Raw genomic sequence first — 24745 nt, forward strand, 5'->3', positions numbered from 1 at the left:
GGCACGGCAGGCTGCGGGCTGTCGTGGCCACTTCTCCCGCTCGGTCCTCGCCTCATGCCTGTTGCCCCGGCCCGCCCGATATCTTCAACCGCCTCCGAGCGTGGCGGCTGAAGAAGGTGGCCTATCTCTGGGCTAGGGCTCCGTGTCGCGCAGGCGCACTGCGAGGGCGGCGATGTCGTCGTTCAGGCGGCCTCTGCTGTAGTGGAGGAGGTCGCGGTGAAGGGCCGTGAGCAGTTCGTGGGGTGGGGTCGGGGGTTGTTGGCTCATCCAGGCCGCCAGGGGGAAGAACCCGCCGTCGCGGGCGCGGGCCTCGGTGACCCCGTCGGTGTAGAGCAGCAGCAGGTCGCCGGGGGCGAAGTCGAAGGCGTCGATGTGGTAGTGATCGCCGATCAGCTCCGCGAGGTTGAGCAGCGGCGAGGGGTTGGTGGGTTCGAGGGCGCGGAGTTTCCCGCGGTTCAGGAGCAGTGGTGGGGGGTGTCCGCAGTTGAGGACTTCGATGTGTCTGTCTCCGTGCGGGATCTCGACGAGGAGGGCGGTGGCGAAGCGCTCCATCGGTCCCTCGGGGGGAAAGGCGGCGTTGTAGCGGGTGCTGCTGGCGTCCAGTCGGCGCGCGACGCTGACCATGTCGGCCTCGCTGTAGGCCGCTTCCCGGAAGGCGTTGACGATCGCCGCGGCCGCCCCCACTGCCGGCAGGCCCTTGCCTCGTACGTCACCGATGAGCAGCCTGACCCCGTATCGCGTGTCGACCGCCTCGTAGAAGTCCCCGCCGATACGGGCCTCCGCCGCGGCTGCGAGGTACAGCGACTCGACCTCGATGCTCCCGAAGCGGCGGGGCATCGGGCTCAGTACCACCTGCTGCGCGGCGTCGGCGACGAGCCGTACCTGAAAGAGGGTCCGCTCTCGCTGGAGCCGGACATGGCTTCCGTAGGCGGCCGCCACGGTGACCGCGATGATTCCCGAAGCCGTCCACCACGTGCCCAGGCCGGGGAAGACGATGCTGAGGCCGATCATCAAAAGGAGGCAGGCCGTCCCGAGCAGGACGGTGGGGAGGACCGGCCACATGGCGGCGGCGAGGGCCGGCGCTGCGGGCAGGAGGCGGCTGAAGGCCATTTCCGGAGGAGTGGCGTATGCCAGGCTGGCGATGACGACGGTCAGGATCACCGGCGACAGGCGCACAAGCTGTCCCCGGCCATGGCGGCGGCGGAGCCGTGGCCGCCCAGACTCGATCACACATCACAGAATATCTATACAAAGGGGGGTGTAGCGCTCTGGTCGATCGGAGTCGGCCAATTGCCCCGGGCCGGACCACTGGCTTTGGTGGTGTCGCACCGTTGCGCGTACCCCCGGCAGCCCTCCCCGGGCCGCCCTCACGCTCGCCCGCCGCCGCGTCAGCGCCTGGGACCGTGTTGCGCGACGGCCGGCGCGCGGGTCCGCCCGGTCCGGAACCGGGAGCGGTGCGCGCCGGGCCCAGTCAGGTGCCTGAGGGGATGGCCGAGGTGGCGGACCCGTAGGTGCTGCGGGCTCTGCCGTCGGGCCGGATGCCGCCGTGGCCGGGGCGAGCGGGGCTTTCTGGTGGAGAAGGTAGGTGCGGCCGGGGCCGTCTGGGCCCGCACCTGCGCGTGGTGGAGCTGGCCTCAGCCCCGCACCGGGTGCTCGACTGCCCGCAGGGCGCGATCGTCTTCGCCGTCGGCCAGCAGAGGTACGTTCGCAAGCTGCTGACCGGCGCCAGCGGGCTGCCGCATCCTGGCCTCCCTCGGACTGCGGGCGCGGAAGCTGGAGATCGTCTCCTGGGTTGGCCGCGGTCGTCTCCGGTTCGGCATCCACTTACCCTGGGGCGCCAGGTGCGAACGTTGAACAGCGATGAGCGGTGAAGGAACGGAGCGTGCGGTGACGGCCGGGGCGAGCGGCGAAGAGCTGATAGGCAAGGCCCTGGGGGGCCGTTACCGGGTGACCGCGACGATCGGGCGGGGCGGCATGGGCGTGGTCGCCCGGGCCGTGGACGAACTGCTCAACCGTGAGGTCGCCGTCAAGGTACTGCGGGCCTTTACCGACGCCTCCGGGCCCGAACTGCTCGATCTGCGGACCCGGATGCAGCGGGAGGCACAGGCCGCCGCCCGTATCCGGCACAGCGGCGTTGTCACTGTGCACGACGTGACCGAGGAGCAGGGCCTGCCGGTCATCGTCATGGAACTCGTCGACGGGCCTTCGCTCGACGACGTGCTGACGGCGCGCGGCACGCTGGAGCCGCACGAGGTGGCGGCGATCGGCGCCAAGTTGATGGACGCGCTCGACGCCGCGCACCGGGTGGGCGTACTGCACCGGGACGTCAAACCGGGGAACGTGCTGCTGGAGCACGGTGGGCGGGTCGTGCTCACCGATTTCGGCATCGCCACCATGGATGCCTCCGGCGACGAGGCCATGGCCAAGCTGACCCAGAGCGGTCAGCTCGTCGGCTCCCTGGACTACCTGCCGCCGGAGCGCGCGCGGGGCATGGCGCCCGGCCCCGCGTCGGACATCTGGTCGCTCGGCATGACGCTGTACGCGGCGGTGGAAGGCACGTCGCCTTTCCGCCGCACGTCCGTGTGGTCCACGTTGTCGGCGATCGTCACCGAGCCCCTGCCGGAGCCCCGGCGCGCGGGGCCGCTGACGCCGGTGTTGCGGGCGCTGATGGCCAAGGAGCCGGGGAGCCGGCCCACGGCCGAGCAGGCGCGGGAGATGCTGCGGCGGGCGGCCGCGGGCGACACGATGAACCTCGCGCCGCCGGCCCCCGTGGCCTCCGCCCCCACGCCGGCACAGGCCGTTGCCCCGACACCTCCCCCGGCCGCCGTCCCGGCGCCGCCGCCCGGATTCGGTGCCGCGCCGCCGTTGCACCAACCCACCTCCCAGCCCCCGTACGCCGGCTACCCACCGTCCGGCCTGCCGCCCCTTGCGCAGCACGGCGTGCCGACCGCGAGTCACGCTCCCGGTGCCGGCTCCGCCGCCGGCCGCGGTCGGCGCCCACGTCGTACCCTCATCGTGGGCGCGGCCGCCTTCGTCGTGCTCGCGGGAGGCGGTGTCACGTACGCCTTGGCCGGGCAGCACGGCGAGGCGGGCGGTGGCGGGCCGCAGGCGGCGCCCGGAGTCAGCTCCCCGGCAGGCGGCGCTCAGCCGAGCGGCGGCGGAACGGTCGACGGCGTGAACTCCCCCGGCCCCTCGTCGGCCACGGGATCCGGAGATCCGTCCGGTTCGCCCTCTCCCTCTCCCTCTTCCTCTTCCGTCTCTCCGTCGGCCAAGCCCGGTGCTACGCCGAGGACGTCCGCTCCTCCTTCAACCAAGCCCACTTCGGCGCCGCCGACTTGCAGCGGCTGGAGCCACCACGACCCGGAGCCGGGAACGTACGGCTATCTGTCCGGCGATCACCACATCCTGACGGGGCCCTACGAGGTCTGTTCCTCCGTGGCCGCGATCAAGTCCGGCACGAAGCTGTGGTTCCACTGCTCCGTCGAGAACTCCTACGGTCACAAGTGGCTTTACGTCCGCATCGGCGGGACGAACAACGCGGGCTGGATGTCCGCCGACAACGTCATCCGCCAGAGCGGCTGGCCGGTGCGCTGTTAGCGCATCCGGAAGGCGTTCGTGGGGCCGCGGCCCCGGGGCCGGCCCGGGAGCTGCGGGCCGTGCCGGCTGGCGATGCCTGTGCCTTGATGTGCCGGTAAGTCCACTGGTTCCGTTGTGAGTTGATGACGTGGCGCCAGGCGTCGAAGGGCGTTTGCGAACTTGATGTGCTGCGGTGCTGCATGGATCCCCCTTCTGTGTATGCGTTCAAGACGCCGCCCGGAAGCGCACCGCGGCCACCTCGAATCGGGTCACGTCGGCAGGTTTCCGGCTCGCCTTGCGTGCGGGTGTTCTTCGTCTCGCCGGTGCCGGTTTCCGGTGGCGAGCGCGTTGAGGCAGGTCAGTGCCTGTGCCACTGCGGCCTCGCTCGCGGGTAGCAACGGGAGCCGGACCGCCGGTGTCGGGATCCGTCCTTCGGCTGCCAGTACGGCCTTGACCACCGTGGGATTGGGCTCGGAGAAGACCGCCTGGGCCAGTTCCGCCAGCCGGTGGCCGAGGGGGCGGGCGTGTGCCAGGTTCCCCTTGTCCCAGTGGTCGAGCAGTTCGACGAAACGCGCGGTGGCCAGGTGGGCCGAGGCGAGGATGCCGCCTGTCGCGCCGAGGGCGAGCAGCGGGACGAGGAAGGTGTCTTCCCCGGCCAGTACGGCGACGCCAGGCGGCAGGTCGCCCAGCAGCTCGACGGTGTCCTGGTCCACCACCGAGCCTGTCGCGAGCTTGGCCCCGGCCACCCCGGGCATCCGGCACAGTCGGCGCAGGGTGCCCGCTCCGAGTGCCTGGCCGGTCCGGTGCGGGATGTGGTAGATCACCAACGGTACCGGACTCCGCTCGGTCAGGTGCGTGAAGTGCGCGAGCACCCCGTCCGCCGAGGGCCGGACGAACGGCGGTACGGGGACCAGCGCAGCATTGGCGACCCCTGCCAGCTCATCCAGTGCCGCCGCGCTCTGCCTGGTGTCGCTGCCCCCGGCGCCTACGATCAGCGTCGCCCCGTGTTCCCGGCATGCCCGGGCGCAGACCTCCACCACCTGTCGCTTCTCGTTCGGTGAGAGTGCGGCCGGCTCCCCCGTCGTGCCCAGTGCGACGAGCCCGGCAGCGCCCTCGGCCAGAACCGAGTGGGCCAGTAGTTCCAACGCGTCCAGCGCGACCGTCCCGTCCTGGGCGAACGGGGTCACCACGGGTACGTAAATGCCGTGCAGTTCCATGTCCTTGAGCATGGTGACCGGTACTGCACAGGTCCAGTTCGCATTCTCGATGGTGCTCGTAAGCTGAGCCGATGCTTGATGTTCGCCGTCTGCGTCTGCTCCGGGAACTCGCGCACCGGGGCACCATCGCCGCCGTTGCCGAGGCGCTGTCCTTCAGCCCGTCCGCGGTCTCCCAGCAGCTGTCCGTGTTGGAACGCGAGGCCGGGGTGTCCTTGCTGAAGCGCACAGGGCGCCGGGTTGCGCTGACCCCGGCTGGGCAGAACCTGGTCCGGCACACGGAGGACGTGCTTGAGCGTCTGGAACGGGCGGACGCCGAACTGGCAGCGGTCCGCACCGGGTTGGCCGGACCCGTACGGATCGGAAGCTACCCGTCCGCGACCCGTGCGATCATCCCGGCCGCCCTGGCCGCGCTCGCCCGCGAACACCCCGCGCTGGAGCCGAGAGTGATCGATGTCGATCCGGCCGGTGTAGCGGCCGCGCTACGGGCCGAAGAACTCGACCTGGCGTTGGTGCACGAATACGACTTCGTCCCCGCCGAGCCTCAGCCTGGGATGAGTGGAGGGGAGTTGTTCACCGAACCGATGTACCTGGCCGCCCGCACACCGAGCTCGTTGACCGACCACGCCACCAGCCCGTGGATCACGGCCCCGCCCGGCAGGCTCTGCCGCACCATGACGATGCGAGCCTGCCAGGCAGCCGGCTTCACCCCTCGCGTACGCCACGAGGTCGACGACTTCGCGACCGTCCTGGCCCTGGTCGCCCTCGGCCAGGGCGTCGCCCTCATTCCCCACCTCGGTACCACCGCCCCGCCACCGGGCCTCAGCCTCACGCGACTGGCGATGTCGCGCCGCACTCGCACCGTCCACCGCGCGGGCGCGGCCAACCACCCGGCCGTCGCCACCGTCACCGCCGCCTTGCGCATGACCCTCCCACCAGAGCTCCTGTGAGCGGGCCGAGCCTGCTTAAGTGGCCTCCCCGCCAGGGGACTTGCTCAGGCTGGCGGGTGACGGGTCAGGACAGGAGGTCGAGGGTCGTTCCCGATCCGGTGGTCTCGGCCTGCTGGTAGGCCAGCCAACTCAGGGCCAGGTCTTGCCAGGGCAGGCCGACCGGGGCGTAGACGGTGATCTGCTGACTGTGGTCGCGGGCGGGAGCGTCGCCGCGGATCACCTCGCCGAGGCAGGCCGCGGCCGTGGTGGCGGGCAGGCCGGCGTTGGCGAGAGCGCCGTGCGTGGCGACGAGGGCGACGTCGTCGACGATCAGCCGGGCGCGGCTGAGGACCTCGGCGGCGAGTTCCTGCTTGCCGGGTTCGTCGGCGCCGAGTGTGGTCAGATGGTGACCCGACCTCAGATCACGTAATTGGAGCAGGGGTTGGCGCGACCAGGTGGCCAGTACCACGACATCCGCCTCGGCGGCCACCTGCCTGGGCGTGGACGCCACGGTACCGCCGTACCGTTTGGCGAAGTCGGCCGCGCGCTGCCCGTCGGTGTCCTGGACCACCAGGCGGTTCCACGAACGCAGCGTGCGCAGGCCCTGGATGGTCAGTTCGGCCTGGGCTCCGGCGCCGATCACGCCGACCGTGTGAGCACCGCCGCTGCCCGGCCCGGCGATCAGGTCGGTGGCCAGGGCCGCGGCGAGGCCGGTGCGCCAGGCGGTGACAGTGGCTGAGTCGATCAGCGCCAGCAAGGCGCCGTCTGTCCCGCTGTGAAGGCAGATCACGCCCCGCAGCGCCGGGGCGGCGCCGGGAAACTTCGCGTTGACCTTGACCGAGTAGGCGTCGATGCCCGGCAGCAGCCCGGGCAGCAAGGCCGTGGCGGTGCCGGGGAAAGGGAGGTCGGTGCGTAGCCGCTGGCCCGGCACCGTGCTGCGCGGGGCGGTCGCGAAACCGTCCCGGAGTGCCTGGATGCAGTCGCGGGGGTTGAGCAGTTCCAGGAGGTCGGTGCGGGTCAGGATCCGGGTCATGACGCGAGGCTGTCACGGATTCCGTGGCCTCGTGTCCCCTTCCACCGCAAGGGGGTTGCCCCGTCGGTCAGTGCACCTGCCGCGCCGTCACCGTCACGTAGCCGACCTTCATCACGCGGTGGTGGTGGGAAACGATCGTCACGGGGTAGCGGCCCGGCTTGAGACCGGTACGGATGGTGGCCGTGTTCACGTAGCGCGGGTCATCGCCGTCGGCGGACTTGCTGTCATCGCGGTGGAGGCGGAGTACCTGCGTGAACGCCGGGGAGGTGGCGGTCAGCCGCGTCTCCTCGCCCGGATCCGGGACCGCGTCGTGCCACATGACCGCGACCCGCCCTCCGGGGCTGACCTTGACGTCGCGCCGGTGGGGACTGTCGGCGTAGCCGATGCTCGGGTTCGGCGCCCCACGCCTCGAACCGTTGCACCTCGGTGAACCCCAGCTTCGCCGCGAGGCGCATCGAGCGGTCGTTGGCGGTCTGGGTGCAGAGCACCACCGGCTCGCCGGGAAGCGCGTCGGCGAACCAGCTAAGCGCCGCCGCGCACGCCTCGGCGGCGTATCCGCGTCCCCATGCCTGTGGCACCTGCGGAAACGTCACGCGCATCACGGCAACTGGGGTGATAACTCGAAGCAGGTGAGAACAAGGTCGACCATCTGGTGACAAGGAGTGCGACCGTTGCGCCGTTGAAGCCCAGGTCGGCTGTCCAAGCGGTGACAGCTGTGTCGACCGGTCACATCGTGGTGACTTGGCGCGTCAGTTGGCCACTCTGGCGCGCAGTTTGGGCTCCAACCCTCAGTCCGTGATTCTGCTGCTGAAGTGGCCTGGCAGGCCGGAACCTGGCCCTTCGGGTGTGCAGGAGGTGTAACTGGACCGCACCCATTCCCTGTGCTCACTGGCCCCGCCAGGAGGTGTTCTGGTCTCCTGGCACTTGGTCCGGTAGCGGGCCAACTGGAAGTTCTAGGGGGAAAGTTGAAGCATGTCAGCGCAATCGCCGCATCGCTAGCCGTAGCCGCCGTGCCGATGGTGGGCGCCACCACCGCGCACGCGGACCAGGCCGCGCCGCAGAAGGTGACCACCAAGGGCGTCGGCGCACAGAACGTTCTGTCCTGCAGCACCTCCACCCCGGACGGGCGTGAGGGGTGGGCTCAGTGCCGTAACGACACCGCGCAGGTCGTGGGCTTCCGGGTCGTGGTGGTGTGCGGGATGGCGCCGGACGTTTACGGGGACTGGGTGACGCTCAGCCCTGGCCAGTCCGGCTCGTCGGGCAGGAGGTGTGGGATCGCCTCCACCGGCGTGGGCAGCGTCTCGTGGGAAGAGGGCTGATCAGCCCGGCCTGAGGTGAGCGCGTGGGGGGCCGGCCTTTGGGTCGGGCCCCTACTGCTGTTGGGGGCTGTCCGCACGGTGGCGAACGATCCTCCCGGTGAGCCCGTTCGATTCGCACCTGACCGTCCCGGGGCACCTTCGCGTGAGCGTCCCGGTCCCCTTCGCCTGCGGTGCCGATGTGGAAGCCGCTTCTTTTGGTGTCTGTCTGTGGCTGGGGCGTGGTGTCTGTGACTGGGCGGGGTGTCTGTGGCTGGGGCGCCTCTCGGGCTCTGCGTTCAGCCGGCGGAACTCTCGTTGAGGAGTGCGGCGAGGCCGTCGAGGAGGCGTTGGAGACCGAACTCGAAGAGGGCGTCGAGGTCGAAGTCGTAACCGGCCGTGGCGAGGCGGGAGAGCGCGGGGAACCGGCCGGTGTCCAGAACCGTCAGGAGCGCGGGCTCCTGGGTGTCCATCCACTTCTCGCTGTCGAGGCCGCTGTGGGCCTCGGCCTCCAGGTTGACGGCGATACCACGGGAGTAATTGAGCAGCGTGAGATGTGCGGTGAAGGCGGACTGCAGGTCGAGTCCGTGCGCGTGCAGGGTGGCAAGCATCCATTCGCTGTACGGAAGTGCCGAGGTGATCATCTGTGGGCGGGTCATCGACAGGGCCGGTGCGAGCCACGGGTGACTGCGGAACAGGTCCCAGAGCTGCCGGGCCGCCAGCTCGACCGCCTCGCGCCAGCCCGTGGGCGGGTCGGCGGGCAGCGGGTGCTCCCCCATGACCGTATCCATCATCCGCGTCAGCAGGTCGTCCTTGTCGGCCACATGCCGGTACAGCGACATGGTCGCCACCCCGAGCTCGGCGGCCACCCGGCGCATCGAGACCGCGGCCAGCCCTTCTGCGTCGGCGACCGCGACGGCGGCACCGACGATCCGTGCGAGCGTGAGCGCCGCCTGGACCGAGGACGCATCGGCGGGCCCGCTCGGGCGTGCGGCGGCAGCAGTTGGTCGGGCGGGCCGCACCGGGCGGTTCGGTGCCGCCACGACCGTCCCGACGCCTGGGACGGCGCGGACCATGCCCTCGCGGCGCAGTTCGGTGAGCACCTTGGTCGCGGTCGCCATGGCGACGCCCCACTGCCGGGTGATCTCGCGGGTTGAGGGCACACGATCACCCGGCGCCAGTTCGCCCGTCTCGATCCGCTGCCGCAATTCGGCGACGATCTGGCTGTAGCGCGGTACCGCCTGTCCGCCCACTGATACTCCTCCGCGCTAGTGCACCTGGATGGGCGTCATCCTAACCGCCGACGCCGGGCGATCCTCGCGTACGAGCACCTCCCCCACCTCTCCGCACTAGTGCATTGCTTCTTAACATCACGTTCTGAAAGGCGATTTCACGCTTGCGCACTACCTTGCGTACGTCGTACGTTCTCGGCATGACGAACAACGAGATACTCATCTGCGGCGCTGGTATCGCGGGGCCCGCGCTGGCGTACTGGCTACGCAAGGGAGGCTTCGCGGTCACGATCGTGGAGCGCGCGCCGGCACCCCGGCCGGGCGGACAGACCGTGGATCTGCGTGGTGCCGGCCGCACCGTGATCGAACGGATGGGCCTGATGGGCCGGGCCAGGGCGGAGAGCGTGGACCAGCGTGGCCTCGCCCTGGTCGACACCACCGGCCGGACCACCGCCCGACTGCCCGCCGACAGCTTCGGCGGCGAGGGGATCGTCTCCGAGATCGAGATCCTCCGCGGGGACCTCGCCGCTCTGCTGTACGAGGCTACTTCGCCGGACACGGAGTACCTCTTCGACGACACCATCACCGAGATCGTTCAGGACGCGGACGCGGTCACCGTCACCTTCGAGAAAGCCGCGCCGCGCCGGTTCGCGCTCGTCGTCGGTGCGGACGGGCCGCACTCCGTGGTGCGCGCGCTGGCCTTCGGCCCGGAGCGGGACTTCGTCCACCCGATCGACCTCTACACGGCCTGGTTCACCGCCTTCGACGACCTGGACCTCGACGGCTGGTACCTGATGCACAACGCGCCCGGCGGCCTGGTCGTCTCCGCCCGGCCCGGCCGCCTCCCCCGCGAGATCAAGGCCGGCTTCAGCTTCCGCTCGCCACCGCTCGCCTACGACCGCCGCGACGTCGCCGCCCAACAGGAGTTCATAGCCCGGCGCTTCGCCGACGTCGGCTGGCAGACCCCACGCCTGCTGCGGGCGATGCACACCGCCTCGGACTTCTTCTTCGACTCCATGGGGCAGGTCCGCCTCGACAGTTGGTCGCGCGGCCGCGTGGCGCTGCTCGGCGACGCCGGATACTGCGCGACCCCGCTGACCGGCCTCGGGACCAGCCTTGCCCTGGTCGGCGCCTACGTCCTGGCCGGTGAACTCGCCGCTGCCAAGGGCGATCACGGTGTCGCCTTCCGCCGCTACGACACGGTGATGCGCCCGTACGTGAACCAGGCACAGCAACTGCCGCCCGGCGGAGCCTCCGGGTACGCACCATCGGGTCGGCTCGGCATCCGGCTGCGCGACCTTTCGATGCGGTCGATGACCCGCTGGCCGATGCGGAACCTGCTCGCCGCGCAGTTCGCCAAGGCCGGGGACATCGCCCTGCCGGAGTACGGTCTCGCCGCGGACATACGGGATCGGCCCCAGTCACGGCCCAGGGGCGAGCGCATGCCAGCGACCTCGATGCGGCCCATCGGATGAGCGTCGGGGTAGCGGACTGATCGAACGGCCCCGACACTCCCCCGGCCCAGACCGCGTCGGAGGGCGCCCCGGCCGCGCTCCGGGAGCGCGAGGCCCTGCTGGCCTGGTCGGTCGAGTCGACGCAGCAGTTGCTGAGCGCACTGCGCGAGGCTGGCCCGGATCGCCCTTGCTGGACGTGGTGGGGTGCGTCGGAGTCGCCGCAGACCTCCGGTGCCGTCGCCCGGCACCAGCTCCAGGAGGTCGCGGTGCACACCTACGACGCCCAGATCGCCCTGGGTGCCCCGCAGCCGCTGTCGGAGGAGGCGGCACTCGACGGTGTCGAGGAGTTCTTGTCCACTTGCTGCGCATGGATTCTGAAAACACGCCGGAACGCCGGACCGCCGCAACGTCGGAACGCCGTCAGTGGCCGCATGGGCGGTTCGACTCAGTGCCCTCATGGGCGGTTCGGCATCACCGTGCGCACAACCGGTCCCATGCCGACTGGCTCTCCTCGTCCGCGGCGCGGTAGATCACCAACCGCTGGTCCGGATCTTGAAGTGGCATAAGCACTTCGAAGTGCACTGCGATCACACCGATCTCAGGATGTCGCATCACCTTGCGCCCGCGGCCGTTGACCTTGATGTCTCGTTCGGCCCACAGTCGCGCGAACTCCTCGTCCCGCGTGGTGAATTCGGCGATGAGGTCGGTCAGCGTCTGATCCTCCGGATGCGCGGCCCAGGCAGCGCGCAGGTGGGCGATCCCCTCCCGCACGACGCGTTCGCGGTCGACGTAGAACTCTCGTATCTGCGGATGCATCAGGCACAGCCACATCGCGTTGCGCTGCGACGGGGGCAGGGTGTCGAAATCCATTAGCAGTCTGGTCATTTCGGCGTTCCAGGCCAGGATGTCGTAGCGGTGGTTCATCAGCATGGCCGGCAGTGGCGACAGGTCGGCGACCAGCCGGGCCAGCGGCGGCGCTGCCGTGGTGGCGGGCTTGTCGGCGTTGCGGGGGCGCTGTTGGGCCAGGTTGAAGAGGTAGGCGCGTTCGTCCGGGGCCAGGCGCAGCGCCCGGGACAGCGCCTCCACCACGTTCGCCGAGGGTCGCAGCCCGCGGCCCTGTTCCAGCCGCACGATGTAGTCGATGCTGACCCCGGCCAGTTCGGCGACCTCTTCGCGGCGCAATCCCGGGGTCCGTCGGGCCTGCTGACGTGCCGGCAGGGCGAAGTCGTGCGGGTCCAGGCGTTCGCGTCGGGTCCGCAGGAACGCGGCCAGCTCCTGTGTCGCATCCACGGTGCGGGTCGTCATGTTCGATCCAACAGCCAGGGTAGGACTGCTGTTCCCAGGAACCTCTTTCCCTTATCCCCGGCTCGCGGCGGTCACAGAGTTGTTCTCGGCAACGGATCACAAGCACAGGAGGACACGATGTCGCTCACCCTCGACACCTACCGGCTGCTGGGCCGCTCCGGGCTGCGGGTCTCACCGCTGGCGCTGGGCGCGGCGACCTTCGGCACCGATTGGGGCTGGGGCGCCGAGCAGGACGAGGCGCGCAAGCTGTTCGACCTCTACGTCGAGCGCGGCGGCAACTTCATCGACACCGCCAGTACCTACACCAATGGCAGCTCCGAGCGTCTGCTGGGCGAATTCACCCGCGACAGCCGCGACAGCCTGGTGCTGGCAACGAAGTACTCGACGCTGCGCCGGCCCGGCGATCCCAATTCCGGGGGCAATCACCGCAAGACCCTGTTCGCGTCGGTGGAAGCCAGTCTGCGACAGCTGAAGACGGACTACATCGATCTGCTCTACCTGCACATGTGGGATTTCACGACGCCGGTCGAGGAGATCCTGCGCGGCATGGACGATCTGGTCCGGCAGGGCAAGGTCTTGTACGTGGCGATGTCCAACGCCCCGGCCTGGCAGGTGTCGCGCATGCAGGCGATCGCCGACCTTCGCGGCTGGTCGCCGCTGGTCGCGCTGCAGATCGAATACAACCTGATCGAGCGTACCGGGGAACGTGATCTGATCCCCATGGCACGCGAGATGGGGTTGGGGGTGATCCCGTGGTCGCCGCTGGCCGGCGGGGTGCTCACCGGCAAGTACAGCCGCGACGACCTGACCGCGCCGAACGCCGCATTCGACGACGGCACCCGCAAGAGCGTCACCCTCGCCAACGGCACGCTCACCGAACGCAACCTCGCCATCGTGGACGTCGTGAAGGAAATCGCCACGGAGCTGGGCCGTACGCCCGCCCAGGTCGGGCTGGCCTGGACCCTGCAGAACCCGGGCGTGACGGCCCCGATCATCGGCGCGCGCACGCTCGCGCAGCTGGAGGGCAATCTGGGCGCCCTGGAGGTGGACTTCACCGCCGCCCAACTGGCCCGCCTCGACCAGGCCAGCGCGATCGGACTCGGCTTCCCGCACGACATGCTCGCCCGCGACACCAGCCGCGCGTTGACCCGTGGCGACCTGAAGGTCGAAACCCGCCGCTGATACCCGATCGAGCGGCGCGGGCAGCGCAGCGCAACCGCCAGCTCTCGGAGGGCGGTTGTGCTGTGCTGGTGTCCGACCGGGCGACCGGGCGGTACTCCTCGTCGAAAACTGATTCCGAAATAAGTCGCAGGCCAGTTACGGTGCGGGCGTGACAGATGCCCTTCCCGCCGACGTGGCCGAGGTGCTCGGCGCCCTGCTTGGTGGCGACGACCCGGTTCACGCCGCGCTTCGCGATCAGGTGCCTCATCTGCGGGTGTACAAGCGCTGTACCTGCGGGTGCGGCACTGCCTACTTCGCCCTCGACATCGCTGCGGTTCAACCAGCGCCGTCCGGGCCGGGTACGAAGGTGGTCGCCGAGGCGCCGCTCTACACCGAAACCGGCGAGTGTCCCGGCGAGGTGCTGATCTTCGCCCAAGCCGGCTACCTGTCGTGGCTGGAGGTCTGCTCCTGGAGCGACGACGTCGAGGTAACTCTCGCCATGGCCCAACAAGGGCTGCGTCCGTGACCTGGATCCCGGTCCCCACTCACAGATGAGGAACGGGGAAAGATGGCGTGAGGTGTACGTGGCCCGAGGAGGGCTTGGTAGATCTGGGCGCTGCCACGGAGGAGCTCTACACGCTGCCGCCGCCTTCACCACGGCCCGCAATCAGCGGGGTCAGAATGGATGCCCGCGCCGCCGGCGAGCAGAGGCCGGCCTGGCAGATCCGGCGCCTGCGTCAGGCGTCGGAGCGATGGCGCGCGTACTCGATGTGACCGAGGTACTGGTGGGTCCAGTCGCATATGGCGTCGTGAGCATCTTGTGGCTGATGCCCTCGGCCTCGCTGCGCAACTCGGTGAAGCGCAGGGTGCGTTCACCGAGGGCTTCGGTGATCAGAAGTGCCCACTTGTTGGCGACGTCGGAGAAGATCTCCCGCGCCAACGAGTCCGCCCGTCGGGCAGGGCCTTGAGCAGTTGCTTGGTCCCCATCAGGTTCCTCAGTCGCCGAAAAGTGCGTTCTTCCAGGTCGACGGGCACTCTCCTACGGTTCCTGAGTAACCATAAGAGAGCATGCCCCAGGAGGGTGAGCACCGTGGCAACCGTCGATGTCTTCCACCACAACGTGCCGGCCGAGGGCGACTGCCTGGCGGGCCGCCGCGCATGTCGGGTGCGGCGGCGGGTATGTCCCTCCCGTACGGGGGTGTCGTGGAAGTGGCTGAAGAGCAAGGGGTGTCGGGAGTGATTCGGAAGCTACAGGCGGTCGCGCTGGACTGCGCCGATCCGGTACGGCTCGCGGAGTTCTACGCGGATCTGCTCGGCGGTCGGGTGGTCGCGGACCCGGAGGATCCCGACTGGGTCGAGGTGCACGGGTTCGAGGGGACGCCGCTGGCCTGCCAGCGGGTGGAAGGCTACCGACCGCCCGAATGGCCCGGACGGCAGCGCCCGCAGCAGCTCCACCTGGACTTCGACGTGGACGACCTCGACGGGGAGGAGAAGCGGGCGCTCGCCCTCGGAGCGGCCGTGTTGGAGCGGACGGACCAGCTCCGCCCGGGGGCCAACTGGCGGGTCTACGCGGACCCGGCCGGCCATCCGTTCTGCCTCTGTCTCCACTAAAAAGTCCACCAGGCCCACCAAGTACGCCAAGTACGCCAACGTCCGCCAGGTACGCCGCAGCCACTGTGGCGACGTCAGGACCTGCCACCGAGCGGGACTTCGACCCGCATTCGATCAGTCGGGCGCAGTCCGATGGGCCCGCCGGCAACCACGCGGCGCCCGGCAACCGGACGTCGACTGCCCATCGACTGCGCTTCGACTGTCAGCCGCCACCGTGCAGCGGGTGCGGGCGGGAGTTCCCCGCTGAGGGGCGGGTCAGTGTTGTCCGCGCGGCGCTCCGTACCAGCGCCAGTCCTTCCGGCGAGGGCGAGCGGGTGTTTCGAGGCGTCCGGTAGCCCACAGGAGCGTGGACGAGGCGCTGTCGGTGAGGGTTACGTCGGGAAAGAGCCGGGTGAGGGCGCGGTTGCTCAAGTCCTCTGGTGGGGACCCGTCGCGCTGGAGTCCTTGAGCGATGTCGTGGGTGTGAACGAGGGTTTCGACGACGCCCATGGCCGCGAACCCTTCCGGGTCGGAGGCACCGAAGACGTGCGGGGCGAGCACGGTGGAAGCGGTGCTGTCCACGACGGTCGCGAGCAGTCCGCCGCACGCCTCCACGACGGTCAGCAGGCCCTGCGGACCCGCCGTCTCGTCGCCGAAGATGACGTTGGCCGGCCCCTGGGGGCGATCGGTGGAGGTGCGCAGAGGTACGCGTGGGACGCCGCTCGGGTGCGCGAGCCCGAAGCGCAGCGCGTAGGTGAGCAGGTCGTCCGCGAGATGTTCCAGGGTCTCCCAGCATGTCCACTCCAGTGGGCCGGCGGCTGCGTGCCATTGGGCGGAGGGGGCATCGGAAAGGGTGGCGACGCAGTGCGCGACGGCCGTGCGGACATGCTCGCCGCTCACCAAGGTCTGCGTGTGCGTGTGCGTGTGTGCGGAATGTGTCATCCACGCAGGCTACTGGTGGCCATCCCAGGCCCAGTTGGCCAAGCGCACACGAGCGCGAAGCACGTCGTTGAAGACCTCCCGGGCGCACCCGAACGCCCTTGCCGGCGCGGCGCGCTGAGGACGTTCGGGTACTGGCGGAACCCGTACAGAATCAGCAGCGTCCCAGGGGCTGAGGTGAACGTGCCGACCTGTGCTCACGTGCGGGTCAGAGCAGTTCTGATGCGGCCTGCACCCCCGGCGTCGACGCCGGAGCACTGGCCAAGATCAAAGGTAGAGCGCCCGGTTGATCGGGATGCCCTGTTCCTGGCAGCCGCGTTCGTAGTGGTCGATGAACCAGAAGACGTCAATCACCTCGGTCACCCTGTCCTGCTCGTCGAGGAACTCCACCGGCCCGTTCAGCCAGAAGACGGTCTTCATGCCCTCGTCGGAGACCAGGGTGTGGGTGCGGCCCGGGCTTTCCCGGATGAAGTCACCCGGCCGGCCGACCCAGTCGTACTCCAGGTAGCGCCAGCTGCCGTCGAGCACATAGCCCGAGACCGGGCCGCGGTGGCGGTGGCGGCCCAGCGATCCGCCGGCCTGCACCCGCAGGACGTTCGCGGCGGAGCTGCTGCGGACGTCGAACGTCAGATGCTTGATCATCACCTGTGGGGCGAAGGGGAGCCATGGTGAGGCCGCCGCTGCGATATGGCCTTCGGGCAGCGCGTACTGGTCCCGGCGCTGGTCGATCCTCGCCTCGATCGCGGCCAGGCTGTCCGCACCCGGGTCCGGGCTGATCGTCATGGCTGATGTCCTTCCTGCCGATGCTGGGGCGGACTCGCACACGTACCCATGTTCGACTCCCCCGACCCGGCGCAACAGTGACTTCCAAGACGGTTGGGCGCAGCCGATGACTGTTCTTCCGTTGGCTGGTCCGCAGCCTGGCTTTGATCCGAACCGGCGCGCCGCGCACGGCGAGGCCCCCTTGCCTGGGCCACGATCGCCTTGATGCCCCGGTGACGCACCCGACCGCCCTCAAAACGAGTGACCGCACGCGCCTTACGCGCTCACGTCGGCCCGTGTCAGGAGGGGGTTTGCGATGAGTTCCGGCCGGGTCGCGAGTCTCTAGTGGTGACCGTCGTGACCGTCGCAAGACGCCGTACGACGCTGCCCGGCACGAGACACCGCGGAGGACACCATGACGACCCCACCAAACGACCCGACCACCGCGCTGCCCGGCCGCCCGCCCGTGGTCGACCTGGCCACCTGGCAGACCGCCCGTGACGAGCTTCTGGTCCGCGAGAAGGCCCACACCCGTCAGGGCGACGCCCTCGCCGCGGCCCGCCGCCGGCTGCCGATGGTGGAGCTCGACGGGACCGTCGAGGTCGTCGGGGACGACGGCCCGGTCCCGTTCCTGGACCTGTTCCGGGGCCGCGATGAGCTCGTGGTCTACAAACACATGTGGCACGACGGCGCGCCGCACCAGGGGCAGTGCGAGGGCTGCACCACCACGGCCTGGCACCTGAAGGACGCGGTCTACCTCAACGCCCGCGGCGTCTCGTTCGCCATCCTGACCACGGGCCGTTGGGACGAAGTGGCCGCCTACGTCGAGTTCATGGGCTACACCCAGCCCTGGTACTCGGTGCGCGACGTGGACGCCCCGGTCGGCGGCCCCATGGGGTACCTCACCTGCTTCCTACGTGACGGCGACCGCGTGTTCCTCACCTACTCCACGACGGGCCGTGGCAACGAGCCGGTCAACGGGTCCTTCGGCCTGCTCGACATGACGCCCTACGGCCGCGGCGAGGCGTGGGAGGACAACCCCGAGGGCTGGCCCGAGGGGCGCAGCCCGTGCTGGTACTGGCGCTCGGACGCGGACGGGAACGCCACCTGGGGCCCGACCAGCCGCCCCGTGCCGCAGTGGACCCGCCCCGGCGCGATCCCCGTGGAGACCCTCGGCCGGCACGGCCAACACTGCTGACGCGCCTTGCGTGGGCCGGTTGGGCGGCTCTTGGGCACGCCTATAGGCCATAGGCCCTATAGGCAGGGTCACGGGTCAGTCCTGCACGATGTCACTTCCCGGCCACGCCTCAATCTCACTGCCTGCCACTACCTCCACGAGAGTTTCAGCAAGCCAGAGGCCCAGAAGGAATGCCTAAAGGAAGACCTAAAGGGAGGCCGAAAGGGAGACCTATCGGTGGCGCAGGAATGGCAGACAGCTCCTGGCCGTCATTCGACACGGCACAATCCAGCCAGAAAGTCGTCTCTACTCACCAGCAGTGGATGGTCGAGAAACGCCCGCAGTCGACACGGCTGCACCGTCCCGCCCGCTTGGGGAAGCCAGCCGCCGGCATTTAGCTTCCGTACCGCTTTTGCATACGGTGGTCGTACGCGGCGGCGGTTTCCAAGCCCATTGCGGCGCGGCTTTCGTCCAGGTGCTCGGGGTCGTGGACGGGCTGGGGCCGCAGGCGGTTGTCCTCTTCGGTGTACTGCGTGCCGTAGAGCTGAGGCTTCCCGGCGCTGGCCAGGACGCGGTCGGTGAGATAGGCCAGGTGCCGGGGGTGGGCGTCGCCAGCTTCGACTGCGGCTTTGAGCTGTTGCAGGGCCTGGTGCTGGAAGTCGGGGTCGTGATCGGCGTGTTGGACGAGGAGCCATGCCTCGTCGGCGCCCTGTTCGCCCACCAGGGTGGTGCCGGGCCAGCCGTGCTCGGCAAGGACGGTTTTGATCCAGGCGGTGTTCTCGGCGTCGATTCGTGCGAGGTTTTCATGCTCCCCGGTCTGGATGCACCGGTGGCGGGCCCGTTGGTCGGTATCGGCGCGACGGTGGAGTTCGTTGGCCAGGTCGGCACGGAACATGGTGTGGGTCTCCGATTCCTTCAGGAAGTGGCGGACTGCGACGACACCGATCGCGTCGAAGCCCTCTGCCAAAGGCTCCTCGGCCTCATGCATCGCATGCGTGGATGCTCGCATTGAGCGACCGTTAAAGGAACGTTGACCGATGCTCCCTAGCCTTTCCGGCGCATCAATCACCGATCAACGGCTGAGTGGAGTGCGCATGTTGTTCCGCACGCGAGGCAAGGGCAAGTTTTCTTCCTTATGCGCCCGGTGAACACGCCCCGGTGGCGGGCCGCGGTCATGGCCGGGGTGCTGGCGAGTGTGTCCGTAGTGACGCTGGGGACGGCTTCCGCGGCGTCGCAGGGCCCCGAGGAGTCGACGAAGGCTGCTGTGCAGGCGGCTCCGGCGACCGACTCGGCGCGTGAGCACTGGCAGCCGCCGACGCACCAGAACGACGGTCCCGGGAATCCCGGGACGGAGCCGGGGAAGCTCAACACCGACTACATGATCAGTGAGGTGTCGCCGGGGCAGTTCAGGGGCTGGTGGTCCCAGTCCCACGTCAAGGGGGTCAACGTCACGTGGGTGGCGCCCTCGGGGCGGGATCCGTACGACGGCTGGGACTGGATCGAGATCGTGGACGGCAAAGGCAAGCGCGTCACATGGGACTGGACCTGTGGCAACGCCCACTGCGGCGCGTTCGGCTCGACCCTGATCGGCGCGAACCTGACCAGTGGTCTTGCGTGCAAGCCCCGTCCTTCAGGGCGGGGTTAGCGCATCTCAGGACTGCTCTAAGCCGTAGGTTAGAGCGGACGTTTTTGCTGCTCGATGTACTGCCGGATGATCGCCAACGGTGCCCCGCCGCACGAGGCCGCGAAGTAGGACGGCGACCAGAAGTGCCCGTGCATGATGGCCCGGTTCACGCGGTCGGTGAACTCCTTTCGCAGGTAGCGGGAGGAGACGCCTTTGAGGCTGTTCACCAGGGAGGACACGGCCACCTTCGGCGGGTAGTGCACGAGCAGGTGTACGTGATCGTGCTCGCCGTTGAACTCCTTCAGCTCCGCCTCGAAGTCCTCGCACACCTTCCGCATGGTCTCCTCGCAGCGCGTCAGCATCTCGTCGTCCAGGGCCCCGTGCCGGTACTTCGTCACAAAGACCAAATGCACGTGCATCGCGGAAACCACATGTCTGCCGCGCCTGTACTCAGTGTCTGTACTCATAGACCAAATGATACGATCGCGATCGTGCGGCTCCGATACAACTACCGGGTCTATCCGGATGCCCCGCAGCGCCGTGCGCTGGCCCAGGCATTCGGGTGCGCCCGCGTGGTCTTCAACGACGGCCTTCGGGCGCGTCAGGAAGCCCACGCGGCCGGGGAGCCGTACCTCAAGGACACTGACCTGCAAAAGCAGGTCATCACCGCCGCCAAGCGCACCGAGGAACGCGCTTGGTTGGGTGAGGTGTCCTCCGTCGTGCTCGTGCAGTCCCTGCGGGACCTGCACACCGCGTACCGGAACTTCTTCTCCTCCGTCACCGGCAAGCGCAAGGGGCCGAAGGTCGCGCCCCCGCGTTTTCAGTCCCGCAAGGACAACCGGCAGTCGATCCGGCTCACCGCGAACGGCTTCACCCTTCGCGACAACGGCACGCTGTACGTGGCGAAAGTCGGAGACCTTGAGGTCCGCTGGTCCCGACCACTTCCCGCCGTCTCGACCTCGGTCACCGTCACCAAGGACGCCGCCGACCGGTACTGGGCGTCGTTCGTCATCGACACCGACCCCGAGTTCCTCCCCGAGCTGGAGACCGAAACTGGTATCGACCTGGGCCTGTCGCACTTCGCGGTCCTGGCCGACGGAAAGAAGATCGACGCCCCGAAGTTCCTACGACGTGCCGAACGCAAGCTCAAGCGGTTGCAGAAGGACTTGAGCCTCAAGGCCAAGGGCAGCAACAACCGGGCGAAGGCTCGCAAGCTCGTCGCCCGGCAGCACGCCAAAGTGGCGGACCGGCGCCGAGACTGGCACCACAAGGAATCCACGAAGATCATTCGCGACAACCAAGCGGTGTACGTGGAAGACCTTACGGTGTCCGGCCTCGGACGCACCCGCCTCGCCAAGAGCGTGCACGACGCCGGATGGTCCACGTTCGTCGCGATGCTGGAATACAAGGCCGCCAAGCACGGCCGGTACTTCGGCAAGATCGGGCGCTTCGAGCCGACCTCTCAGGTCTGCTCTGCCTGCGGCATCAAGGACGGCCCCAAGCCCCTCCACGTCCGCGAATGGACGTGCCAGGAGTGCGGGACCGTCCACGACCGCGACGTCAACGCAGCTCGCAACATCCTGGCGGCCGGAAGGGCCGACAGACTAAACGCCTGTGGAGCGCCGGTAAGACGGGCATCCGTGCCCGCACAGCGCGGTGAAGCAGGAACCCCCCAGAAGGGTCAGACGACCCAGGCTGGAATCCACGTCCTTTAGGGCGTGGAGGGCTTCAAGAAGGGTACGGAATACAGGGCCCTCTACTGGAGCGACGGGGGCCGGGGCACCAAGGGCCGAGTTCGACTTCTGGGCCTGACGCGGGAGGCCCAGAAGAGATGACGCGAGGAGCCGAACGGGCCGAACGGTCTGAACGCGGCCCGGTGCGGCGGCGTTTGGCCAGTGCGGCGGTGGTGGATTCGGTGCCGCCGCCTTCCAGTCGATCAACCTCGGGCGGTTCGCCGCGCGCGAGTTCTTCCTGGGCGGCATGGTCAGAGGGGTCTCCCGCCGGTCCGACAGCTATCTGCTGGGGTTCTACGTGCACAACGGGAGCCGCGAGACCTTCTACCCGTTCACCGAGGGCGGGCGCGACATGGTCCCGCGAGAGGTGTATCGGGGTGTCCGCAGGAGCACTTCGGCTGGGGCGCCAACTACCGGGGCCTCCCCGGCACCACTATCAGCCGGAGCCGTCTGCGGGATGCCGTAGGCGCCGAAGTCCAGCGGCACTTGGTCTCCGTCGACTTTGCTGACACCCCACCAACACCCGCACCGCACCGCGATGCGCTTCGCCAAGCCAAACCAAGCCAAGCCAAGCCAAGCCGAGGACAGGGAAGTTGGTCGTCTGTTGTGCGCTGACCTGTGGTGAATGAGTTGGTTGGCGAGGGCCCCGTCGCGCCGTTCTTGCCCGCTGGGACGTTTCATTCAGATTATTCGGAACTTTTCGGCCCAGCGGGGCATCTCCACCAGTACGTGCCCCGACGAGTGAGGAGCTGTTTCGGATGGTGCGTCGAGTTCGTGTGCTGCTGCTGAGCGCCTTGCTGTTGGTGACGGGCTCGGTGATGTCGTCCGCGCCGGCCTCCGCCGTCATCGGCGGGTCGAAGAGTACCTACGGGCCGTGGGCGGTGCGCATGCTCGTCGACGGCAAACCAGCCTGCACCGGGACGGCGGTCACACCTCAGTGGATCATCAGCGCCTCGCACTGCTTCTTCGAGCAGGGGCAGCCGGTAGCCGACAAGCGGATCTCGTTCCGGGTCGGCAGCCTCGACATGCGCAAGGGCACCACGGTCCGCCCGGTGCCCGGCGGACGCGTGGGAAGCGCGCACGCCGACATGATGCTCATCAAGGTCCCGCCGATGAAAGTCCGCACGGCACGCTTGGCCACGGCCGGTGTCCACCCCGGCCAGGTCGTGCGCCAGTACGGGTGGGGCGCCACCTGCACCGGGGACGAAAACACCTGCCAGTCCTCCGTGCTCAAGCAGTCGGACCTGCGGATCGTACGTCCGGATGATCCCCGTTGTGACGGCTACACCGCGCCGGGCAGCTCGGACTTCTGTATGGAAAAGGTGTCCGGGATTCCCGCCGGCGGTGACTCCGGAGGTCCGGTGATGAGCATCGCCCCACGCGGCACCGAAACGCTCCTTGGCGTCTTTGACGGCTCCGACCGGCAGGAGATCGCCGAGGCCGGTGAGATCTCCCAGCAACTCGCCTGGATCCACTCAGTAACCCGGCGGTAGCACAGAGCGCGGGCGGGAACGTAGAGCGCGGGCGGGAGCATACGCCGCCGACGCCCGCGTAGGGCATCCACGCTCAACGCCCTCCCCCTCAGGCGTCCCTACCTTGTTGATCGGGATGAGCGAGCCATGCGTAGAACGCCGCGGTCTCGACGAGATGGGTAAGCGGCGAGGCGAGCGGCGGCGCGCACGCAGGACGCATGCAGGCACGCGCTGCGCACCGCGGGCCGGTCGACTCCGTCCGCCGCACCGCGCAGCGCACCCGGGCCGTGGCTGCCTGCGTCGGACGTTCAGCCGGACCGGGTGAGCCGTTCCAGTGCGTGCCGCGAACCGTCGTCCCCCGCCGCGGCGGTGATGAGGACCACGGACTGCTGCGGCGAGTGGGGCGGTACCAGCGAGTGCTGGGTGACGGCGACCGGGCCCACCAGGGGATGGCGTAGCTCGTACTCCTCGCCCTCGCACGGCCGCACCCGGTGGTCGCCCCACAGCGTCGCGAACTCGGGGCTGTTCATGGACAGTTCGCCGATCAACGCGGCCAGTAGCGCGTCCTCGGGGTGCCGTCCGGCGACCAGTCGCAGATTGCCCACCACGGCGCGTGCCTTGCGCGGCCAGTCGGCGTACAGGTCGCGGGTGTGGGGGTCGAGAAAGAGCATCCGGGTCAGATTCGGCCGGTCCGCGGCCCGTTCCGGCGCGGTGCGGTCGGTGTGCCCGGCCAGCAGCGCGTGCGCCGGCCCGTTCCACGCCAGAACGTCGGCCCGCCGGCCGAGGACCAGCGCCGGTACGTCCGGCAGGGAGCCGATCAGCTCCCGGGTCATCGAGTGGAGCCGTTCCGGCGCTGGCCGGCACGACGTCCGGGGGCGGCGGCCGGCCAGCTCCCGTAGATGGGCCCGCTCATGCGGATCGAGATGCAGCGCCCCTGCGAGGGCGTTGAGCACTGCCTCCGAGGCGTTGACCGCGTGCCCCTGTTCCAGGCGCGTGTAGTACGACGGGCTCACCCCGGCCAGGTGCGCGAGCTCCTCCCGCCGTAGTCCGCTCACCCGCCGGCGTTCGGGAAACGCGGGCAGGCCGACATCCTCGGGACGCAGACGCGAACGCCGCGCCCGCAGGAACTCCCCCAGTTGGCCGGTGACACCCATGCGGCCAGTATCCGCCCACCGTCGGCCGGTCTGCCTGTCCCTGCCCGGGATAGGCACGGGCAGGGATAGGCACAGGCGGGGACAGGCACCGCCGGGATAGGCACCGCCGGGGCTGGCTCCCCCCGGCCGGGAACTGCACGCTGACCGCACCACCAGCGAGCACCTGGAGCGCAGATGCACGACCTCGTCCTGGGTGATGTCACCGTCACCCGCGTTATGGAGTACGTCGGTCCGGTCGGAATGGCACCGCAGACCTTCTTCCCCGAAAGCCCCGAAGGGGCCTGGCAGCGCCATGCCCCTTGGCTGGCGCCCGACTTCCTCGATCCGCAGACCAACATCTGCCGCTCGGCCGTGCAGACCTGGGTGCTGCGCAGCCAGGGCCGTACGATCCTCGTCGACACCGGCGTCGGCAACCACAAGGAGCGGCCCTACTCCCCGGTGTGGAGCCACCTGAACACCGACTTCCTGGCCAACCTCGCCCGGGCCGGGGTCCGGCCGGAAGATGTCGACGTGGTGATCAACACCCATCTGCATGTGGACCACGTCGGCTGGAACACCCGCCTCGACGGGCGCGAGTGGGTCCCGACGTTCCCCAACGCCACCTACCTCATGCCCCGGCCCGACTTCGACTTCTGGAACCCCGCAGGTGGCCACCGCCCCAGACTGGGCCGCGGCAACCAGAACGTCTTCGAGGACAGCGTCGCCCCTGTGCACCGGGCCGGTCGTGCGGTGTTGTGGGAGGACGGTTACCGCATCGACGCCCACCTGAGGCTGGAGCCGGCGCCCGGTCACACCCCGGGCTCCGCGGTCCTCGCCGTGGAATCCGGCACCGACCGGGCCCTGTTCGTGGGCGACCTGCTGCACACTCCCCTACAGCTCGTCGAGCCCGATACCAACAGCTGCTTCTGCGAGGACCCGGACCAGGCCAGGGCCACCCGGCGGCGCCTGCTCGGCCGGGCCGTCGACACCAACGCGCTGGTGCTGCCCGCGCACTTCGGCGGCCACGGCGGCGCCGAGGTCGTTCGCGAGGGCGACCGCTTCGCCCTGAAGAACTGGGCCCCGTTCCCCCGCGTCTGAGCTACGGCCCCCACCCGC

At 69.3% G+C, this 24745-nt stretch carries 25 protein-coding genes and 3 pseudogenes; 15 read left to right on the forward strand and 13 right to left on the reverse strand.

Features of this window, described 5'->3' with window-relative positions:
* Positions 1-132 precede the first annotated feature (132 nt).
* Positions 133-1176 (reverse strand): PP2C family protein-serine/threonine phosphatase, encoded by a 1044-nt coding sequence (locus ACO0M4_RS29380; RefSeq protein ID WP_430374112.1) that lies wholly within the window; start codon positions 1174-1176, stop codon positions 133-135.
* A 362-nt stretch (positions 1177-1538) separates the two neighbouring features.
* On the opposite strand from ACO0M4_RS29380, the gene ACO0M4_RS29385 reads away from it, so the two are divergent.
* Together ACO0M4_RS29385 and ACO0M4_RS29390 are read left to right on the forward strand one after the other, a co-directional pair.
* A complete protein-coding gene (locus ACO0M4_RS29385) occupies positions 1539-1871 on the forward strand; it encodes a 1-deoxy-D-xylulose-5-phosphate synthase N-terminal domain-containing protein (RefSeq protein ID WP_430375312.1) in 333 nt (110 codons plus the stop codon).
* Complete coding sequence (locus ACO0M4_RS29390; protein WP_430374113.1) at positions 1861-3597, forward strand: protein kinase domain-containing protein; 1737 nt, start codon at positions 1861-1863, stop codon at positions 3595-3597. The genes ACO0M4_RS29385 and ACO0M4_RS29390 overlap by 11 nt, the downstream gene beginning before the upstream one ends.
* 248 nt (positions 3598-3845) lie before the next feature.
* On the opposite strand, the gene ACO0M4_RS29395 is transcribed toward ACO0M4_RS29390, so the two are convergent.
* Positions 3846-4805, reverse strand: coding sequence for a dihydrodipicolinate synthase family protein (locus tag ACO0M4_RS29395; protein ID WP_430374114.1), 960 nt, complete (start codon positions 4803-4805; stop codon positions 3846-3848).
* A 59-nt stretch (positions 4806-4864) separates the two neighbouring features.
* Here ACO0M4_RS29395 and ACO0M4_RS29400 point away from each other — a divergent pair, with 59 nt between their 5' ends.
* Positions 4865-5740 carry a LysR family transcriptional regulator gene (locus ACO0M4_RS29400; protein WP_430374115.1) on the forward strand — a complete coding sequence of 292 codons (876 nt, stop codon included), beginning with the start codon at positions 4865-4867 and terminating at the stop codon, positions 5738-5740.
* Between the two features lie 64 nt (positions 5741-5804).
* Here ACO0M4_RS29400 and ACO0M4_RS29405 read toward each other — a convergent pair whose 3' ends face one another.
* The 3 genes and pseudogenes from ACO0M4_RS29405 to ACO0M4_RS29415 all read right to left on the reverse strand — a co-directional run.
* Complete coding sequence (locus tag ACO0M4_RS29405; protein ID WP_430374116.1) at positions 5805-6752, reverse strand: ornithine cyclodeaminase family protein; 948 nt, start codon at positions 6750-6752, stop codon at positions 5805-5807.
* Between the two features lie 67 nt (positions 6753-6819).
* Complete coding sequence (locus ACO0M4_RS29410; RefSeq protein WP_430375377.1) at positions 6820-7071, reverse strand: hypothetical protein; 252 nt, start codon at positions 7069-7071, stop codon at positions 6820-6822.
* A 73-nt stretch (positions 7072-7144) separates the two neighbouring features.
* Positions 7145-7330: pseudogene (locus ACO0M4_RS29415) on the reverse strand (GNAT family N-acetyltransferase); the annotation flags it as partial.
* A 387-nt stretch (positions 7331-7717) separates the two neighbouring features.
* On the opposite strand from ACO0M4_RS29415, the gene ACO0M4_RS29420 reads away from it, so the two are divergent.
* The gene (locus ACO0M4_RS29420) at positions 7718-8071 is read left to right on the forward strand and encodes a hypothetical protein (RefSeq protein WP_430374117.1); all 354 of its coding nucleotides are present in this window, start codon (positions 7718-7720) and stop codon (positions 8069-8071) included.
* A gap of 275 nt (positions 8072-8346) precedes the next feature.
* Here the strand turns inward: ACO0M4_RS29420 and ACO0M4_RS29425 are convergent, their stop codons facing one another.
* Complete coding sequence (locus ACO0M4_RS29425) at positions 8347-9300, reverse strand: TetR/AcrR family transcriptional regulator C-terminal domain-containing protein (protein ID WP_430374118.1); 954 nt, start codon at positions 9298-9300, stop codon at positions 8347-8349.
* Between the two features lie 179 nt (positions 9301-9479).
* On the opposite strand from ACO0M4_RS29425, the gene ACO0M4_RS29430 reads away from it, so the two are divergent.
* Together ACO0M4_RS29430 and ACO0M4_RS29435 are read left to right on the forward strand one after the other, a co-directional pair.
* Entirely contained in the window at positions 9480-10754 is a 1275-nt protein-coding gene (locus ACO0M4_RS29430; RefSeq protein ID WP_430374119.1) for an FAD-dependent monooxygenase, read from the forward strand.
* Positions 10755-10795: 41 nt separating this feature from the next.
* A pseudogene (locus tag ACO0M4_RS29435) lies at positions 10796-11299 on the forward strand (maleylpyruvate isomerase N-terminal domain-containing protein); the annotation flags it as partial.
* Here the strand turns inward: ACO0M4_RS29435 and ACO0M4_RS29440 are convergent.
* Positions 11205-12038 (reverse strand): helix-turn-helix transcriptional regulator, encoded by an 834-nt coding sequence (locus ACO0M4_RS29440; protein WP_430374120.1) that lies wholly within the window; start codon positions 12036-12038, stop codon positions 11205-11207. The pseudogene ACO0M4_RS29435 and the gene ACO0M4_RS29440 sit on opposite strands and share 95 nt — an antisense overlap.
* Before the next feature lie 117 nt (positions 12039-12155).
* Here ACO0M4_RS29440 and ACO0M4_RS29445 point away from each other — a divergent pair, with 117 nt between their 5' ends.
* Together ACO0M4_RS29445 and ACO0M4_RS29450 are read left to right on the forward strand one after the other, a co-directional pair.
* Positions 12156-13220 carry an aldo/keto reductase gene (locus ACO0M4_RS29445; RefSeq protein WP_430374121.1) on the forward strand — a complete coding sequence of 355 codons (1065 nt, stop codon included), beginning with the start codon at positions 12156-12158 and terminating at the stop codon, positions 13218-13220.
* A 148-nt stretch (positions 13221-13368) separates the two neighbouring features.
* Positions 13369-13725: a hypothetical protein gene (locus ACO0M4_RS29450; RefSeq protein WP_430374122.1), complete on the forward strand. Its 357-nt coding sequence runs from the start codon at positions 13369-13371 to the stop codon at positions 13723-13725.
* A gap of 211 nt (positions 13726-13936) precedes the next feature.
* Here ACO0M4_RS29450 and ACO0M4_RS29455 read toward each other — a convergent pair.
* Positions 13937-14139: pseudogene (locus tag ACO0M4_RS29455) on the reverse strand (winged helix-turn-helix transcriptional regulator).
* Between the two features lie 150 nt (positions 14140-14289).
* Between ACO0M4_RS29455 and ACO0M4_RS29460 the strand changes: the two are divergent.
* Both ACO0M4_RS29460 and ACO0M4_RS29465 read left to right on the forward strand, forming a co-directional pair.
* Positions 14290-14439: a hypothetical protein gene (locus tag ACO0M4_RS29460; protein ID WP_430374123.1), complete on the forward strand. Its 150-nt coding sequence runs from the start codon at positions 14290-14292 to the stop codon at positions 14437-14439.
* Entirely contained in the window at positions 14436-14810 is a 375-nt protein-coding gene (locus ACO0M4_RS29465) for a VOC family protein (RefSeq protein WP_430374124.1), read from the forward strand. Before ACO0M4_RS29460 ends, ACO0M4_RS29465 begins: the two co-directional genes overlap by 4 nt.
* A gap of 255 nt (positions 14811-15065) precedes the next feature.
* Here the strand turns inward: ACO0M4_RS29465 and ACO0M4_RS29470 are convergent, their stop codons facing one another.
* Both ACO0M4_RS29470 and ACO0M4_RS29475 read right to left on the reverse strand, forming a co-directional pair.
* On the reverse strand, positions 15066-15731 hold the full coding sequence (locus ACO0M4_RS29470; RefSeq protein WP_430374125.1) for a DinB family protein: 666 nt from the start codon (positions 15729-15731) through the stop codon (positions 15066-15068).
* Between the two features lie 264 nt (positions 15732-15995).
* Complete coding sequence (locus ACO0M4_RS29475) at positions 15996-16511, reverse strand: 2,4'-dihydroxyacetophenone dioxygenase family protein (protein WP_430374126.1); 516 nt, start codon at positions 16509-16511, stop codon at positions 15996-15998.
* Positions 16512-16905: 394 nt separating this feature from the next.
* On the opposite strand from ACO0M4_RS29475, the gene ACO0M4_RS29480 reads away from it, so the two are divergent.
* On the forward strand, positions 16906-17688 hold the full coding sequence (locus ACO0M4_RS29480) for a DUF899 domain-containing protein (protein ID WP_430374127.1): 783 nt from the start codon (positions 16906-16908) through the stop codon (positions 17686-17688).
* Positions 17689-18061: 373 nt separating this feature from the next.
* Here ACO0M4_RS29480 and ACO0M4_RS29485 read toward each other — a convergent pair whose 3' ends face one another.
* Positions 18062-18676 (reverse strand): DUF6624 domain-containing protein, encoded by a 615-nt coding sequence (locus ACO0M4_RS29485; protein WP_430374128.1) that lies wholly within the window; start codon positions 18674-18676, stop codon positions 18062-18064.
* A 135-nt stretch (positions 18677-18811) separates the two neighbouring features.
* On the opposite strand from ACO0M4_RS29485, the gene ACO0M4_RS29490 reads away from it, so the two are divergent.
* A complete protein-coding gene (locus ACO0M4_RS29490) occupies positions 18812-19312 on the forward strand; it encodes a hypothetical protein (protein ID WP_430374129.1) in 501 nt (166 codons plus the stop codon).
* Positions 19313-19341: 29 nt separating this feature from the next.
* Here ACO0M4_RS29490 and tnpA read toward each other — a convergent pair whose 3' ends face one another.
* Positions 19342-19758: an IS200/IS605 family transposase gene (gene tnpA, locus ACO0M4_RS29495; RefSeq protein WP_430374130.1), complete on the reverse strand. Its 417-nt coding sequence runs from the start codon at positions 19756-19758 to the stop codon at positions 19342-19344.
* A 24-nt stretch (positions 19759-19782) separates the two neighbouring features.
* On the opposite strand from tnpA, the gene ACO0M4_RS29500 reads away from it, so the two are divergent.
* Complete coding sequence (locus ACO0M4_RS29500; protein WP_430374131.1) at positions 19783-21006, forward strand: RNA-guided endonuclease InsQ/TnpB family protein; 1224 nt, start codon at positions 19783-19785, stop codon at positions 21004-21006.
* Between the two features lie 776 nt (positions 21007-21782).
* On the forward strand, positions 21783-22517 hold the full coding sequence (locus tag ACO0M4_RS29505; RefSeq protein WP_430374132.1) for a S1 family peptidase: 735 nt from the start codon (positions 21783-21785) through the stop codon (positions 22515-22517).
* Between the two features lie 287 nt (positions 22518-22804).
* On the opposite strand, the gene ACO0M4_RS29510 is transcribed toward ACO0M4_RS29505, so the two are convergent.
* Entirely contained in the window at positions 22805-23650 is an 846-nt protein-coding gene (locus tag ACO0M4_RS29510) for a helix-turn-helix domain-containing protein (protein ID WP_430374133.1), read from the reverse strand.
* A 174-nt stretch (positions 23651-23824) separates the two neighbouring features.
* On the opposite strand from ACO0M4_RS29510, the gene ACO0M4_RS29515 reads away from it, so the two are divergent.
* Complete coding sequence (locus ACO0M4_RS29515; protein ID WP_430374134.1) at positions 23825-24727, forward strand: MBL fold metallo-hydrolase; 903 nt, start codon at positions 23825-23827, stop codon at positions 24725-24727.
* The last annotated feature ends 18 nt before the right edge of the window (positions 24728-24745 follow it).

The sequence above is a fragment of the Streptomyces sp. RGM 3693 genome, from assembly GCF_050471125.1.
Classification (GTDB): Bacteria; Actinomycetota; Actinomycetes; order Streptomycetales; family Streptomycetaceae; genus Streptomyces.

Coding starts and splice junctions, on each gene's coding strand:
- ACO0M4_RS29385 (WP_430375312.1), top strand. CDS start 1,539: ATGCCGCCGTGGCCGGGGCGAGCGGGGCTTTCTGGTGGAGAAGGTAGG.
- ACO0M4_RS29390 (WP_430374113.1), top strand. CDS start 1,861: ATGAGCGGTGAAGGAACGGAGCGTGCGGTGACGGCCGGGGCGAGCGGC.
- ACO0M4_RS29395 (WP_430374114.1), bottom strand. CDS start 4,805: ATGCTCAAGGACATGGAACTGCACGGCATTTACGTACCCGTGGTGACC.
- ACO0M4_RS29400 (WP_430374115.1), top strand. CDS start 4,865: ATGCTTGATGTTCGCCGTCTGCGTCTGCTCCGGGAACTCGCGCACCGG.
- ACO0M4_RS29405 (WP_430374116.1), bottom strand. CDS start 6,752: ATGACCCGGATCCTGACCCGCACCGACCTCCTGGAACTGCTCAACCCC.
- ACO0M4_RS29410 (WP_430375377.1), bottom strand. CDS start 7,071: ATGTGGCACGACGCGGTCCCGGATCCGGGCGAGGAGACGCGGCTGACC.
- ACO0M4_RS29430 (WP_430374119.1), top strand. CDS start 9,480: ATGACGAACAACGAGATACTCATCTGCGGCGCTGGTATCGCGGGGCCC.
- ACO0M4_RS29440 (WP_430374120.1), bottom strand. CDS start 12,038: ATGACGACCCGCACCGTGGATGCGACACAGGAGCTGGCCGCGTTCCTG.
- ACO0M4_RS29445 (WP_430374121.1), top strand. CDS start 12,156: ATGTCGCTCACCCTCGACACCTACCGGCTGCTGGGCCGCTCCGGGCTG.
- ACO0M4_RS29470 (WP_430374125.1), bottom strand. CDS start 15,731: ATGACACATTCCGCACACACGCACACGCACACGCAGACCTTGGTGAGC.
- ACO0M4_RS29475 (WP_430374126.1), bottom strand. CDS start 16,511: ATGACGATCAGCCCGGACCCGGGTGCGGACAGCCTGGCCGCGATCGAG.
- ACO0M4_RS29480 (WP_430374127.1), top strand. CDS start 16,906: ATGACGACCCCACCAAACGACCCGACCACCGCGCTGCCCGGCCGCCCG.
- ACO0M4_RS29485 (WP_430374128.1), bottom strand. CDS start 18,676: ATGCGAGCATCCACGCATGCGATGCATGAGGCCGAGGAGCCTTTGGCA.
- tnpA (WP_430374130.1), bottom strand. CDS start 19,758: ATGAGTACAGACACTGAGTACAGGCGCGGCAGACATGTGGTTTCCGCG.
- ACO0M4_RS29505 (WP_430374132.1), top strand. CDS start 21,783: ATGGTGCGTCGAGTTCGTGTGCTGCTGCTGAGCGCCTTGCTGTTGGTG.
- ACO0M4_RS29510 (WP_430374133.1), bottom strand. CDS start 23,650: ATGGGTGTCACCGGCCAACTGGGGGAGTTCCTGCGGGCGCGGCGTTCG.
- ACO0M4_RS29515 (WP_430374134.1), top strand. CDS start 23,825: ATGCACGACCTCGTCCTGGGTGATGTCACCGTCACCCGCGTTATGGAG.